The 15,138-nt window shown below is 37.7% G+C and carries 13 protein-coding genes and 1 tRNA gene; 7 read left to right on the forward strand and 7 right to left on the reverse strand.

Annotation, left to right across the window (positions count from 1 at the left end; genetic code table 11):
• A complete protein-coding gene (locus ACFSAV_RS08285; RefSeq protein ID WP_379098399.1) occupies positions 1 to 1,182 on the forward strand; it encodes a sugar transporter in 1,182 nt (393 codons plus the stop codon).
• Between the two features lie 44 nt (positions 1,183 to 1,226).
• Here the strand turns inward: ACFSAV_RS08285 and ACFSAV_RS08290 are convergent.
• Positions 1,227 to 1,316 (reverse strand) — tRNA-Ser (locus ACFSAV_RS08290).
• A gap of 135 nt (positions 1,317 to 1,451) precedes the next feature.
• Between ACFSAV_RS08290 and dauA the strand changes: the two genes are divergently transcribed.
• From dauA to ACFSAV_RS08305, 3 genes are all read left to right on the forward strand, one after another.
• Positions 1,452 to 3,197, forward strand: a complete 1,746-nt coding sequence (gene dauA, locus ACFSAV_RS08295; RefSeq protein ID WP_101776119.1) for a C4-dicarboxylic acid transporter DauA — start codon at positions 1,452 to 1,454, stop codon at positions 3,195 to 3,197.
• A 12-nt stretch (positions 3,198 to 3,209) separates the two neighbouring features.
• On the forward strand, positions 3,210 to 3,848 hold the full coding sequence (locus tag ACFSAV_RS08300; RefSeq protein WP_101776120.1) for a bifunctional 4-hydroxy-2-oxoglutarate aldolase/2-dehydro-3-deoxy-phosphogluconate aldolase: 639 nt from the start codon (positions 3,210 to 3,212) through the stop codon (positions 3,846 to 3,848).
• Positions 3,849 to 3,970: 122 nt separating this feature from the next.
• Positions 3,971 to 4,618 carry a tellurite resistance TerB family protein gene (locus ACFSAV_RS08305; RefSeq protein WP_379098403.1) on the forward strand — a complete coding sequence of 216 codons (648 nt, stop codon included), beginning with the start codon at positions 3,971 to 3,973 and terminating at the stop codon, positions 4,616 to 4,618.
• A gap of 81 nt (positions 4,619 to 4,699) precedes the next feature.
• On the opposite strand, the gene cysS is transcribed toward ACFSAV_RS08305, so the two are convergent.
• On the reverse strand, positions 4,700 to 6,079 hold the full coding sequence (gene cysS / locus ACFSAV_RS08310) for a cysteine--tRNA ligase (RefSeq protein WP_379098407.1): 1,380 nt from the start codon (positions 6,077 to 6,079) through the stop codon (positions 4,700 to 4,702).
• 148 nt (positions 6,080 to 6,227) lie between these two features.
• On the opposite strand from cysS, the gene ACFSAV_RS08315 reads away from it, so the two are divergent.
• Genes ACFSAV_RS08315 through ACFSAV_RS08325 form a run of 3 tightly spaced genes read left to right on the forward strand, consistent with a single transcriptional unit; the run spans position 6,228 to position 8,152 of the window.
• Positions 6,228 to 6,737: a peptidylprolyl isomerase gene (locus tag ACFSAV_RS08315; protein WP_101776123.1), complete on the forward strand. Its 510-nt coding sequence runs from the start codon at positions 6,228 to 6,230 to the stop codon at positions 6,735 to 6,737.
• A gap of 49 nt (positions 6,738 to 6,786) precedes the next feature.
• Positions 6,787 to 7,338, forward strand: coding sequence for a peptidylprolyl isomerase (locus ACFSAV_RS08320; protein WP_379098490.1), 552 nt, complete (start codon positions 6,787 to 6,789; stop codon positions 7,336 to 7,338).
• 13 nt (positions 7,339 to 7,351) lie between these two features.
• The gene (locus tag ACFSAV_RS08325) at positions 7,352 to 8,152 is read left to right on the forward strand and encodes a TatD family hydrolase (RefSeq protein WP_101776125.1); all 801 of its coding nucleotides are present in this window, start codon (positions 7,352 to 7,354) and stop codon (positions 8,150 to 8,152) included.
• Between the two features lie 21 nt (positions 8,153 to 8,173).
• On the opposite strand, the gene ACFSAV_RS08330 is transcribed toward ACFSAV_RS08325, so the two are convergent.
• The 5 genes from ACFSAV_RS08330 to purA all read right to left on the reverse strand — a co-directional run bounded on the left by ACFSAV_RS08330 (position 8,174) and on the right by purA (position 15,008).
• The gene (locus ACFSAV_RS08330; RefSeq protein ID WP_167383054.1) at positions 8,174 to 8,851 is read right to left on the reverse strand and encodes a glycosyltransferase family 2 protein; all 678 of its coding nucleotides are present in this window, start codon (positions 8,849 to 8,851) and stop codon (positions 8,174 to 8,176) included.
• A 77-nt stretch (positions 8,852 to 8,928) separates the two neighbouring features.
• Complete coding sequence (gene nrdG, locus ACFSAV_RS08335) at positions 8,929 to 9,393, reverse strand: anaerobic ribonucleoside-triphosphate reductase-activating protein (protein WP_379098412.1); 465 nt, start codon at positions 9,391 to 9,393, stop codon at positions 8,929 to 8,931.
• A gap of 264 nt (positions 9,394 to 9,657) precedes the next feature.
• The gene (gene nrdD / locus ACFSAV_RS08340) at positions 9,658 to 11,799 is read right to left on the reverse strand and encodes an anaerobic ribonucleoside-triphosphate reductase (protein ID WP_379098415.1); all 2,142 of its coding nucleotides are present in this window, start codon (positions 11,797 to 11,799) and stop codon (positions 9,658 to 9,660) included.
• Between the two features lie 310 nt (positions 11,800 to 12,109).
• Positions 12,110 to 13,507 (reverse strand): cytochrome-c peroxidase, encoded by a 1,398-nt coding sequence (locus ACFSAV_RS08345; protein WP_379098492.1) that lies wholly within the window; start codon positions 13,505 to 13,507, stop codon positions 12,110 to 12,112.
• Positions 13,508 to 13,709: 202 nt separating this feature from the next.
• Entirely contained in the window at positions 13,710 to 15,008 is a 1,299-nt protein-coding gene (gene purA / locus ACFSAV_RS08350; RefSeq protein WP_379098418.1) for an adenylosuccinate synthase, read from the reverse strand.
• Between the last annotated feature and the right edge of the window lie 130 nt (positions 15,009 to 15,138).

Genomic DNA, 15,138 nt, shown 5'->3' on the forward strand with positions numbered 1-15,138 from the left:
ATGTTGCCATTTCAAGTCGCGCGTCGCCGCCAATTTGCTCGTGTACTTAGTCTAGCATTTGCTGGATTCATTTTTAATACAACTGAATTTATTCCTGTTGCGTTGCTATCTGACATTGCACAAAGCTTTGCTATCCCTGTTTCTCAAACTGGTTTAATGATAACCGTTTATGCTTGGGTTGTGTCATTGATGTCTTTGCCTTTTATGCTATTAACGGCAAAGTTAGAACGAAAAAGCTTATTAATTAAACTACTTATCTTATTTATTGTCAGCCATATTTTATCAGTAATTGCATGGAATTTTTGGGTATTAGTACTCGCGAGAGCGGGTGTCGCAATAGCACATTCAGTATTTTGGGCAATTACTGCCTCGTTAGCAATTCGAGTTGCTCCAAAAGATAAAAAAGCACAGGCGATCGGTTTAATTGCAATTGGCTGTTCACTCGCCATGATTCTAGGGTTACCATTAGGAAGAGTGATTGGACAGTTATTTGGTTGGCGTGCAACATTTGGCATCATTGCTTTAATTGCAACAATAATTTTAATTTTGTTTTATCTCTTACTTCCTCACTTACCAAGTAGAAATGCGGGTTCATTAAGTAGTATTCCCAGTTTATTTAAACGTCCATTGTTAGTGGGATTGTATCTATTAACAGTGCTAGTTATTACTGCGCATTTTACAGCTTACAGTTATATTGAGCCATTTATGTTAAATGTTGGCAATATGAGTAACAAAATGACTACAATGATGCTGTTTGTTTTTGGTTTATCTGGTATTACTGCAAGTTTGTTGTTCAATCGTTACTATAATGCTGGACCTATTCGTTTTATTGTCATTTCTATGGGCATTCTCAGTACGACGTTATTGTTGCTATTGTTATCAAGTTACTATGAATGGACAATGTTTTTACTGATATTCCTATGGGGAATTGGCATTTCTGGAATAGGTTTAGGTTTGCAAATTCGTGTTCTACATTTAGCACCTGACGCGACTGATGTAGCCATGGCAATTTACTCTGGTATTTATAATATAGGTATTGGTAGTGGTGCTTTACTTGGTAATCAAGTAATGTTACATCTAGGCTTACCACATATTGGTTTTGTTGGCGCAAGTTTAGCAATTATTAGCTTGTTACTTTTTGTTCGTATTCAGTACCGTTATGATCATTTAGCACCACGCTAAATCGCTTTAAGTGCGGTCGATTTTGGAAAAGTTTTCATTCGAAATGGCGGTGAGAGAGGGATTCGAACCCTCGATGCACTTTCGCACATACACGCTTTCCAGGCGTGCTCCTTCAACCACTCGGACATCTCACCATTTTGAATAGGCTGTGCACTATAAAAATTTAACGCAATTTAGTCAAGTATTTTTTGCGTTAGAGCATGAAAGTTGCTAGCGATTTGCGATAAAATAAACAACCTTCTTTTCTTATTTTCAGGTCTTAGTGTGATATGTTGAAGAAATGGTTTCTCAGCAAAAATGTCTTTTTGGCAGTCAAGCCTTTTAGTGCGTTAAAAGAGAGTTTTCGTGTGGGTTATACCCGTCAATCCTTAGTTAGAGATATTATTGCAGGATTAACCGTCGGCGTGATTGCAATTCCATTATCTATGGCGTTAGCGATTGCCAGTGGTGTTCCTCCACAACATGGCTTATATACTGCCATCGTGGCTGGTATGATTATTGCATTAACTGGTGGCTCACGTTTTAATGTTTCGGGTCCAACGGCAGCATTTGTTGTTATTTTATATCCTGTGACTCAGCAATTCGGTCTTGCTGGTTTATTAATGGCAACGTTGTTATCTGGTGTCATTTTAGTGTTGATGGCATTATTTCGATTAGGGCGTTTAATTGAATATATCCCATTACCCGTAACCTTAGGCTTTACTTGTGGTATTGGGATTGTCATTGCCACTTTGCAAATTAAAGATTTTCTTGGCTTAACGATTGATGAAATGCCGACGCATTATATTGAAAAAATACAAACTATTGTGGCAGCTTTACCTACAATCAGTTGGGCAGATGCAGCGGTTGGTGTGGTGACATTATGTGTATTAACCCAGTGGTATAAGCTTCGTTTACCCATTCCGGGTCATTTACCAGCAGTAATTCTGGCGACTTTTTTATCTTTAATCTTTATTTCTTTTGATTATGATGTTGCGACTATTGGCTCTGCTTTCCAATATAGTTTGTCTGATGGTTCGACTGGGCTAGGGATTCCGAATGTACTGCCTGAATTTATTTTGCCTTGGTCGATTCCAAATGCTCAAGGTAAGCTGATTGACTGGAATTTAGATACGATACAAGCATTATTACCCGCCGCTTTTTCAATGGCTGTGTTAGGTGCGATTGAGTCGTTATTATGTGCTGTCATTTTAGATAACATGACAGATACTAAGCACCATTCCAATGATGAGTTATTGGCACAAGGACTGGGCAATATTGCTGCTCCTTTTTTAGGTGGAATTACTGCCACAGCGGCTATTGCACGTTCTGTTGCCAATGTGAAAGCGGGTGCTGTATCACCAATTGCAAGTATTGTGCATGCGTTATTGGTATTATTTGCTTTACTCTTTTTTGCTAAAGCATTGTCTTATCTCCCTTTGTCTTCGATGGCTGCGTTATTATTAGTTGTAGCATGGAACATGGCAAACGTACCACAAATTATCCAATTAATTCGTCGTTCTGGGCGTAATGAAATCGCAGTGTTGCTAACTTGTTTAATCCTCACAGTGATTTTCGATATGGTGATTGCGATTACAGTGGGGGTATTATTAGCGAGCTTATTATTTATCCGTACTATTGCAGAAATGACGAAGTCGATAGAAATAGCTCATCCAGAAGATTTAACAGATGTATTAGTTTATCGTATTAGCGGACCGCTCTTTTTTGCTGCGGCAGATAATTTATTTGCTGATTTACATGATAAAACGGTACATACTGATCATGAAATCCGCCATATTGTATTGCAATGTGATGCAGTCACTGTTTTAGACAGCGGAGGAATTCATGCCTTAACTCGATTTGTACAGCATATGTTGCCACATCAACAGCTTTATATGTGTAACATGCAATTCCAGCCATTACGTATGATTGTGAAATCTAATACGGTGACTGAAATTCAAAAAATTAACTTTGCTTCCGATTTAACTGATGCATTTACTAAAATTCGCGTCTTTGAACAACAAAATACGTTGTAGTAAGGAGATAATATGCGTTATACCAATGCACAATTACTAGAAAAATTACGTCAATTACGAATTGTGCCAGTTATTGCTTTAGAGCAGGCTGAAGATATTGTTCCTTTAGCAGATACTTTAGTGAACAATGGATTGCCTGTTGCTGAAATTACTTTTCGTTCCGCTGTAGCAAGTCAAGCGATTGCGCTATTAAGAGAGAAACAACCTGATATATTGATTGCAGCAGGTACAGTGTTGACAGCAGAACAAGTTGTGCAAGCCAAAAATACAGGAGCTGATTGTATCGTTACGCCTGGTTTTAACCCTAAAATTGTGCAGCTTTGCCAAGATTTAGACCTACCAATTATTCCTGGAGTGAACAATCCTATGGCGATTGAAGCAGCATTAGAGATGGGAATTCGTGCAGTGAAGTTCTTTCCTGCACAAGCTTCTGGTGGTGTGAATATGATTAAAGCCTTATTAGGACCTTATAGTATGTTACAGATTATGCCAACAGGTGGTATTAACTTAGATAATTTGCAGGATTATTTAGCTATTCCGAATGTTATGGCTTGTGGTGGCTCTTGGTTTGTGGAAAGTGCTTTAATTAAAGCTAAAAACTGGAGTGAAATTAGACGGTTAACGCGTGAGGTCGTTGATCTCATTAGCTAAGTGTTTGCTTAAAAAGTGAGGTCTATTTTGGCAATTTTTTAGTTTTTAGTGTGTGCTGAATTTATTATGATTAAAATTGTCTAATTAATATCTTATTGATCACTTTACTAAGGAAAGCTAACATGAACTTTAATCGTATTTTAAATGAAGTATTAAGTACTGTAACGAAATCAGCAGGGCAAATTAATAAACCAAGTCAGAATACTGCAGAAAAAATTACGAAACTCGGTGGTGGTGCTGCATTGGCTGGTATTTTATCAATGGTATTAGGACGCAGTGGTGGCGCAAAATTAACCAAATTAGGTTCATTAGCTGCATTAGGTAGCATTGCTTATCAGGCTTATCAAAACTATCAAAAAAATCAACCAGCTACAGAAACGCAAGCAGCCGAGAATTTATCTGAAGCAGCATTTGAAGCTACTCAGCAAGCAGAAGATACTGGAGCAATTATTTTACGCACAATGATTGCTGCAGCAGTATCAGATGGTGAAATTGATGAAAAAGAAAGAGCAATTATTGCAGAAGAGGGTGGCGATGATCCTGAGTTACAGCAATGGTTAGAGCAGGAAATTGCTCATCCAATTACTGTTGCTGAAATTGCGAGAATTGTGGGCAATGATACTGCACTTGCTACCCAAGTTTATCTTGCCGCGCGCATGGTTTGCCAAGAGTTAACACGTAAAGAAATTGTGTTCTTATCACAACTCGCTGCGGCTTTAAATTTAGATGATGCATTAGTTGAACAATTAGAAAAACAAGCTGGTTTTTAAAGCAAGATAGCTAAAAAATAATGGCAAGGATTTTTACCTTGCCATTATTGTTTTTACTGTCAGAAAAAGGATTTTATCTTATTATTGTTTACGCCATGTTGTGCCATTTACACCATCTTCTAATAAAATTCCCATTTCAGTCAGCTTATTTCGTGCAGCATCTGCGCTTGCCCAATCTTTTGCTGCTCGCGCTTCATTACGTTGTTTGATTAGTGCTTCAATCATTGCAACTTCATCATCATTTGAACCTGCTTGTAAAAAAGCTTCAGGATCTTGATATAACAGACCTAATATAGCTGCTAATTCACGCATTTGAGCGGCTAGACCATGAGCTTGTGTCATGTTTTCTGCTTTCAATTTATTAACTTCGCGTGCCATTTCAAATAATACTGAGATTGCATTTGGCGTATTGAAATCATCATCCATTGCTTCTTTAAATGCTTGAACAAAATGTTCACCGCCATCAGGAAGCGCACTTTGATTTGTATCACGGAGTGCGGTATATAAGCGCTCTAATGCGCCTTGCGCAAGATTAAGGTTTTCTTCGCTGTAATTTAGTTGGCTACGATAATGTGCCGTTAATAAGAAATAACGTACACTTTCTGCATTATAATGACTCAATACATCACGAATAGTGAAGAAGTTGCCAAGCGATTTTGACATTTTTTCTTTATCAACCATGATCATGCCAGAGTGAATCCAGTAGTTGACATAATCATTACCATGCGCACAGCAAGATTGTGCAATTTCATTTTCATGATGCGGGAACATGAGATCAGAGCCACCACCATGGATATCAAAATGTTCGCCTAACTCTTTGTAATTCATCGCAGAACATTCAATATGCCAACCCGGACGACCTGCTCCCCAAGGCGATTGCCAGTGAGGCTCTTCTGGTTTTGACATTTTCCATAACACGAAATCCATCGGGTTTTTCTTAATTTCTACAATTTCAACACGGGCACCAGCTTGCAATTGCTCAAGATTTTGACGAGATAATTTACCATATTGGCTGAAACTTTCTACATCAAACATCACATCACCATTATCTGCTACATAAGCGTGTCCACGCTCAATTAATTTTTGTACAATCGCAATAATCTCTGCAATATGATGTGTCGCGCGGGGTTCAATATCAGGACGTAGGACATTAAGTGCATCAAAATCTTTGTACATTTCCAACACCATACGATCAACTAGTTGATCGCAGCTTTCTTTATTTTCTAATGCACGTTTAATAATTTTGTCATCTACATCAGTGATATTACGCACATAAGTTAAGTGATAGCCTAAATAACGCAAATAACGCGCAATGACATCAAAGCAAACAAAAGTTCGACCATGTCCAATATGACATAAGTCATAAACAGTGACACCACAGACGTACATACCCACTTTACCCGCCTGAATAGGTTTAAAAATTTCTTTCTCTCGCGTTAACGTATTAAAAATTTTTAGCATTTGTTTGCTCTCTTATTGTTCTTCAAAATTTAGTTAAAACAGACCGCACTTTAAGTCGGCGCGTATGTGTTCTAGAATTGCCACTTTATAGCATTTCTTGGGCTTTTATGGAATAATAAACGCTTTGAAATTTCAGAGGATAATGGCAATGGTCACATTACATACAAATTTTGGCGATATTAAAATTGAATTAAATCACGAAAAAGCCCCAATCACGGCAGAGAATTTTTTACATTACTGTCAAAGTGGTTTTTATAATAACACAATTTTCCACCGTGTTATTGATGGATTTATGATTCAAGGTGGTGGTATGGAAGCGGGTATGCGTGAGAAAAATACCAATGCGCCAATCCAAAATGAAGCAAATAATGGATTAAGTAATAAACGTGGTAGTATTGCAATGGCTCGTACTTCTGATCCACATTCAGCAACAGCACAATTTTTTATCAATGTAGCAGATAATACGTTCTTAGATCACCGTGCGAAAGAATTATTTGGTAAAAAAGTCGTGCAAGAATGGGGCTATGCTGTGTTTGGTGAAGTAGTAGAAGGGATGGATGTCGTGGATAAAATTAAAGCTGTACAAACAGGTAATAAAGGTTTCCACCAAGATGTGCCAAAAGACGATGTCGTGATTACTTCTGTGACTGTTGAATAATGGATTTCCCCTCAATTGAGGGGAATTTTTTAGGAATATGATGATGAATATATTTAACATATTGACAGCACTAGCTGCTGGATTATTAGCAATTAGTGTACAAGCAAAAAATGTAGTACTGCATACTAATTATGGTGAAATAAAAATTGCGTTAGAGCAAGAAAAAGTGCCTATTTCAAGTCAAAACTTCCTACAATATAGCCAAGCGGGTTTTTACAATGGAACGATTTTTCATCGTGTCATTGATGGTTTTATGGTGCAGGCAGGTGGTTTTGAACCAGGTATGATACAAAAGAAAGCAAATGCACCTATTCATAATGAAGCAAGTAATGGGTTGAAAAATTTACGTGGTACAGTGGCGATGGCGCGTACTTCTGACCCACATTCGGCGACATCACAGTTTTTTATTAATACCGTTGATAATGATTTTTTAAATTTTAGTGCGGAAACCACACAGGGTTGGGGTTATGCTGTGTTTGGCAAAGTGATTGAAGGGATGGATGTTGTAGATAAAATGAGTAAAGTCGATACTGGGCGTTCAGGCTTCCATCGTGATGTACCAAAACAAGATGTGATAATTAAATCAGTTACCGTTGAATAAGTGTTTGTGTACGATGGCGTTTTTTGATACCCATACTCACTTAGATTATTTACAGCGTGATACAGGTGAGTCAATTGAGCAGTTATTGAGTAATGGATTACAAGTCGGGGTGAATAAAATCTTGATTGTTTCTGTGCTTGCGAAAGACTTCGAAATTATTCAAAAAATGACCGCACTTTATCCTCAACATTTGTATTATGGACTGGGTTTACATCCACTCTATATTGTCCAGCATAGCCAGCAAGATCTGGCGTTGTTGGAGAATAAATTATCTGAACGGGCGTTGAATTGTACTGCTGTTGCTGAAATTGGTTTAGAGCGTGCTATACCAGAATTATTGACAGACTCACTTTGGCGTAAGCAGTGTCAATTTTTGGAAGCACAGCTTTATTTAGCACAACAATATCATTTGCCTGTTAATTTGCATTCACGTAAAGCACATGAGCAGTTGTTTACTTTTCTTAAACGTATCCCTCTAACCAAAAGGGGAGTGGTACATGGTTTTGCCGGAAGCTATGAGCAAGCAAAGCGTTTTGTCGATCTTGGCTATAAGATTGGGGTAGGCGGGATAATTACTTATCTGCGGGCGAATAAAACTCGTGATGCAATTGGTCGTTTACCTTTAGAGAGTTTATTGTTGGAAACGGATTCACCAGATATGCCTGTATCTGGTTTCCAAGGACAACCGAATCGTCCTGAGCGTGTGTTTAATGTTTTTCAATCTTTATGTGAATTGAGAACAGAAGCTCCTGAGCAGATTAAGCAGATCATTTGGCAGCAAAGTGTCGATTTATTTTCAAATAAAAATGGCTAAGTGAAACCTTAGCCATTTTAGTTAGATATTCTTAACCAATAAACGTAGGTAATCGCGTAAATATTTGCCAATAAATTTTAATATACCTTGTTGTTCAACTTCAGTTCTAGGATGTTGTGCACTGGCATTAATGACATTGTAATGAAAAGTTTTAGCCGCTTTTTGTAAATAGTTACAAGTTTTTTCCTCGTGAATATCAAATCCACCAATTGTATGGTGTATCTGCTTTGTACTAAATAAGCAATCAAAGCTACTTAATGGAATCATGAATTTAGACAGCCACATTAACAGATTAAATCCTTCAACTGCTAAGCGCATGATTAATGGTGCATCTTGTACTTGTAACTTTCCACTTGCTAACCAAAGTTGTTGTTTATTTAAGCGCGATAGGGATTGATAAATAAAATCGGGTGATAAACGTAATCTTGGGTTCAAAAATAACAAGCGTTCATACTTTGCTTTCTCTACAGCAAGATTTTTTGCCACACTTGCTTTTTGTCCATCTAATTGGATGATGTGTAAATCCAATTTGTCACGGTAATTTTCAAAAATTGCCCCGTTTTGATCAATACGGCTTAAATCGACTACAATGACTTCAAATTGCTTATGAGTCTGCGCCAGTAGATCTTCTAGTAATAAATTAAGTGATGTTTCAACATGATCCGTTGTTAAAATAATGCTGATTTCGTTTGTTTTCATTGAATCCTCCAACATAGTGAATCATTTATGAGTACTACTTTACTGAAGAGATCTTAATGAAATCTTAAGCGTGAATATTATTTAAAACGATAGATAATTTGGTTTGATGAGCCTCGCCACACTAGGCTGGGATCAGCTTTTTCTTGCTCAAATTTACCGTCAATAAGAACATCAATATAAGGTAATATTTCACGTTGAAATTCATTGAGTTCTTGGAGTTTATAACCTGTCCACACCCATAAATCTTTTTCGGGGCACTCTTGTTTTAAGCGTTTTACAAAAGGCAAAAGCACGGCAAGATTAGCTGGATGTAGCGGATCGCCACCAGTCAGCGTTAAACCTTGTCGCTTGATCCTCGTATCTTTCAAATCGTTGATAATTTGTTGTTCCATCGCCTGATCAAAAGGAACGCCTGCACTAAAGGACCAACTTTTCTTGTTGTAGCAGCCTTTACATGCATGAATACAACCACTGACAAATAAAGTACAACGTGTACCTTCACCATTAACAATATCAGTAGGGTAGTATTGAAGATAATTCATAATGCTATTTATTTTATTCGAAGATGATTGACTTATTCATTAGTTTAAAACATGTAGAATGAATAACACTAATTGTTAAATTTCGTTAGATTTTTTTACCGATAAACCTTGTGAACAAAAATATCTTGTTGATTTTTCTTTATGTTGTTTGTGGGGAATAGGGCTTTTAAATTGATTTAAAACGCGATTAAATAAGACATATCGCAGCATATCTCTATTTTAAACTCCCCCTCTTTTCATTAAATTAAGAGGGGGAAGCGTGGATTACAAGTGTTTTACTCGTCTTTTTACTTCTTCTTGCTTGCCTGCATTAAATGGTCTGGCATCAGGACTGCCTAGATAACCACAAACTCGACGTGTTACAGACACTTTTTCACTGTCATGATTACCGCATTTCGGGCAGGTAAAGCCCTTACTCGTACATTCAAATTCACCCGTAAAACCACATTCATAGCACTCATCAATCGGGGTATTCGTGCCATAATAAGGAACGCGCTCATAGCTATAATCCCAAACATCTTCTAATGCTTTTAGGTTGTGTTGAATATTAGGATATTCACCATAACAAATGAAACCGCCATTCGCTAATGCAGGATAAGGAAGCTCAAAGTCGATTTTATCGTATGGGTTGACTTTCTTCTCTACGTCTAAATGGTAACTATTTGTATAGTAACCTTTATCAGTGACGTTTTCGATGACGCCAAATTGTTTAGTATCTAGACGGCAGAAACGATCACATAAGTTTTCACTTGGTGTCGAATAGAGACTAAATGCATAGCCTGTTTCTGCTTTCCATTGTTGTACTGTTTTGCTGAGATATTGCACAATTTCAATACCTTTTTGACGCAATTGTTCATCATCATACATATGTTTATCGCCGTATAGCGCATTAATTGTTTCATGAATGCCAATATAGCCTAATGAAATCGAGGCTCGGCCGTTTTTAAAGATTTGCGCCACATTATCATCTGCGTTTAAATGCACACCGCAAGCCCCTTCCATGTAAAGAATTGGAGCAACTCTCGCTTTGGTGTTTTCTAAACGCGCAATACGAGTCATCAAGGCTTTTTTCGCAATTGCGAGGCGTTGATCTAAAATTTGGTAAAAATCGACCGCACTTTGTTGTGGATTACGACGTTTTGCTTCAATTGCAATACGTGGTAAGTTAAGGCTCACGACACCGAGGTTGTTGCGTCCGTCGTGCATTTCTTCGCCATTTTCATGGTAAGCACCTAAGAAACTACGGCAGCCCATTGGTGCTTTGAAAGACCCCGTGACTTTGACAACCTGATCATAGTTGAGAATATCAGGGTACATTCGTTTGGAAGCACATTCTAACGCAAGTTGTTTAATATCATAATTAGGATCGGTTGGGCTGTGGTTAATACCTTTTTTAATGGTAAAGACCAGTTTGGGGAATACGGGGGTTTTATGATTTTTGCCTAGCCCACGAATTCGGTTTTTCAAAATTGAACGTTGGATTAATTTAGATTGCCAGCTTGTTCCTAAGCCAAAGCCAAAGGTCACAAATGGTGTTTGGCCATTTGATGTATGTAGCGTATTAACTTCATACTCTAAAGATTGGAACGCATCGAAACATTCTTTTTCAATTAAAGCTTTTGCATAGTTTTCTGCATCAGGCACTTGCCATTCCGCTGCTGTTTTAAGATGTTTTTCATAGCTGAGTTGGACATAAGGGGCTAACACTTCGTCGATACGATTAATTGTTGTCCCACCATAAATATGGCTAGCGACTTGTGCAATAATTTGTGCAGTGACTGCTGTTGCAGTACCAATAGATTTTGGCGGCTCAATTTCCGCATTCCCCATTTTGAAGCCATTATTCAACATACCTTTTAAATCAACTAGCATACAGTTAAACATTGGGAAGAATGGGGCATAGTCTAAATCATGGTAATGAATTTCGCCTTTTTCATGGGCTTCAACAACATCACGCGGTAAGATATAACGTTTAGCATAATGTTTGGCTACAATACCAGCTAATAAATCACGTTGTGTTGGAATGACTTTGGCATCTTTATTCGCGTTCTCATTGAGTAACTCTACGTTACTTTGCTCAATTAAACCTTCGATTTCTTTAGTGAGATGGCTACGTTTTTCACGTGCAAGATCACGATCATGGCGATATTCAATGTAAGCCCGCGCTACTTCAGGATATTGGCTTGACATAAGATGATTTTCCACGATTTTTTGAATGTGGCTAATATCAATTTCCTGTTGATAGCGCGCAAAAATTTCATCACAGACTTGTTGCCCTATTGCATGGCAATAGCGTTCATCTTCCACATTAACCGCTTGTGCAGCCTTTTTGATTGCATTGATAATACGCTGGATTTCAAAACCTGCGCGTGAACCATCACGTTTAATTACAAAGAAAGTTGCCATATTGTTTTTACCCTATTTTATGTGTATGACTCAAATATCGAGGATACTATATATAGTTAAAATTTTATTTTCAACCACAAGATATAGTGTTTTTGTTAGGGTTAGGTTAAAAATAAGGTGAGGAAATATGATTACTGATTGGTTTTATTGATAAAATTCTTATTTTTAAGTGAGAATTATTCTCAAATATATTTTATAAAAATGTGATCTAGATCAAAAAATGAGGTAATGTTGTTAGATTCTGTTAAAGTAAAAAAGACCCAGCCATAAGCTAGGTCTAAGTGGGAGTAATATATTATTGTGAATATAATTAATTTTCTAGAGTTAATAGTTTACCTTGATATTCCCCTGTTAATGCTTCTAAGAACGCGGCGATATCTGCGACATCTTTGCTTGGTAGATCTTTACCGCTTTGGTAATGTAGCATGATTCGTACAGCCTCTTTTAGATCACTTGTGCGAGCATCATGCATGTAAGGCGCAGTTAATGCAATATTACGCAATGTTGGCACTTTAAATTTATGCATATCAGCAGGATTTTGCGTATGTGCAAAGCGCCCTTGATCTGCGTCAGTTAATGGCGTTCCTCTTGCGGCGAAATAGTCATCAAATAAGCCCATATACTCAAAAGATTGTCCTCCCATCGCGACACCAACATGACAAGTATCACATTTGTTTTCTTTAAATAATTGATAGCCCCGCAACTGATCTTGATTTAGCGCATTTTTATCTCCTTTAAGATAACGGTCAAAAGCACTGTTCGGAGTAATTAATGTTTTTTCAAATTCAGCAATAGCATGAGTAATAGTTGCTTCACTGATTTCAGGGTATACTGCGAGGAATTGCTGCTTAAATACGTCATCTTGTTCAAATTTGGCAACAATTTCATCCCAGCTTTTTGAACCCATTTCTACAGGATTAAGAGGTGGTCCACCTGCTTGTGCTGCAAGGTCTTTAGCACGTCCATCCCAGAATTGTAAAATATTAAAAGCTGAGTTATAGACCGTTGGTGCGTTAATTCCACCTTTTAACCCATCAATTCCTGTTGAAACCGCTAAACCATCTGCACCACCAAGTTTGAGCTGGTGACAAGTATGACATTGAACAGTACCATCCGCAGAAAGACGCCCATCATGATAGAGCATGTTACCTAAAGCAACTTTTAATGGATCGGTTTCTAAACTATCTGGGATCGGCTGGACTAAACGGGTTGGGTCGGTTCCTTCAGTGTTTGTTGGAAGGAAGCGGTTTTGACGTTGTTCTCGGAGCCAATTTAATACTGTCGCTTTTTCATCTGCATCAGGACGTGATCCCCAGTGGATATGCACAAATTTGGCGATTGGCATTTCATCTTTAATCAAAACTTGTTCTAGTTTTGCAAGACTGACTTCAGAGAGTTTGGTTGGATCTTTTAATCCATCGAGGATATCATTAAGTAGAAATACTCTTGTACCTTTTTGGATATCTTCTTGCACCATTTTATCTACGACAGGAAATTTAGAGTAGAAAGGTAGCTCTGCATTTGATGTATGACAATATTGGCAGCCATTGTCATAGAACACTTTAGCGACTTTTTGTGGTTGTCCACTGAGTTGAGTTTGCGCTAATAATGTTTCAGCTTGTTGTTTATCAAAAATATGGACGTAACCTACTGTTCCTAAAAAACCTACTGTTGCGAGTGCAACGGCAGATAACAATAATTTTTTCATTTTCATAAATAAAATTCCTTTTGTTATTACGAGTGAGTATATTAACATTACAATATATAGGGTTTATTGATCTAAATTAATAAATCCAATTTATTAAATCTATAGAATCAATTTGTATTTTCTATTAATTAATAGAAAAGCAAAAAAGAAAATGGAAAGCAATACTTGCCTTCCATTTTTTATTTAAAATCAAACGATTAAACTATGCTTGAAATGGATCACGTAAGATCATCGTTTCAATACGATCAGGACCTGTTGAAAGAATATCGACAGGCACACCAGTGACTTCTTCAATACGTTTTACATAATTACGGCATGCTTCAGGTAGTTGATTGACATCTGTCACACCAAATGTATTTTCTTTCCAGCCTGGCATCGTTTCATAGATTGGCTCGACACCCTCCCAATCTTTAGCTGCAAGCGGCGCATATTCAACTATATCACCATTTGGCATTTTGTATGCGATACAGATTTTGACTTCATCAAAGCCATCTAAGACATCTAACTTAGTCATACAAAAACCAGAAATTGAGTTAAGTTGAATCGCACGACGAATTGCTACTGCATCAAACCAACCACAGCGACGTGGACGACCTGTTACTGCACCAAATTCATTTCCTTTACGTGCTATCTCTGCTCCAGTTTCATCAAAGAGTTCTGTGGTAAATGGACCGCCACCTACACGAGTACAATACGCTTTGATGATACCTAATACATAATCAAGATTGCGTGGACCAAAACCCGCACCTGTTGCTACTCCGCCTGCGGTTGTGTTTGAACTCGTAACGAATGGGTAGGTACCGTGATCAATATCTAACATTGTGCCTTGAGCACCTTCAAATAAGATATTATCGCCGTTTTGGCGTGCTTTATCTAAGATTGTTGTGATATCGGCGACCATATCAGTGATGATATTGGCGACAGCCATGACATCGTCTAGTGTTTTTTGGAAATCTACTGGCTCAGCGTTATAGTAGTGTACTAATTGGAAATTGTAATAATCTAAAATATTTTTCAGTTTTTGAGCAAAAGCGTCTGGATTGAATAAGTCACCGACGCGTAAACCACGACGAGCCACTTTATCTTCATAGGCTGGACCAATACCGCGACCTGTTGTCCCAATTTTGTTTTTACCTAAGGCAGCTTCGCGAGCATGATCCATAGCAACATGATAAGGGAGAATTAATGGGCAGGCTTCTGAGATTAAGAGGCGTTCGCGTACATTAATTCTACGGCTTTCTAATTCGCTCATTTCTTGCATTAAGGCTGCAGGAGAAAGGACGACGCCATTACCGATTAAGCATGTCACATTTTCACGTAAGATACCTGATGGAATTAAACGAAGTACGGTTTTTTCACCGTTAATGATTAGGGTGTGACCTGCATTATGACCACCTTGATAACGTACAACGTATTTTACGCGATCAGTTAATAAGTCAACAATCTTTCCTTTACCTTCGTCGCCCCATTGTGCGCCTAAGATAACAACACTTTTTCCCATAGTATTTTCCGCCTTTAAGCCTTGTGTATAATAAAATGAACAACGGATTACTTTACTATTTTCTGATGTTAATCTCAATGTAATTTACGTTTTTATTTGATAATTTATGAGCATTACAGAAAACAAAGTG

Origin of the sequence: Pasteurella oralis, assembly GCF_042681465.1 — a bacterium.
Lineage (GTDB): Bacteria > Pseudomonadota > Gammaproteobacteria > Enterobacterales > Pasteurellaceae > Pasteurella > Pasteurella oralis.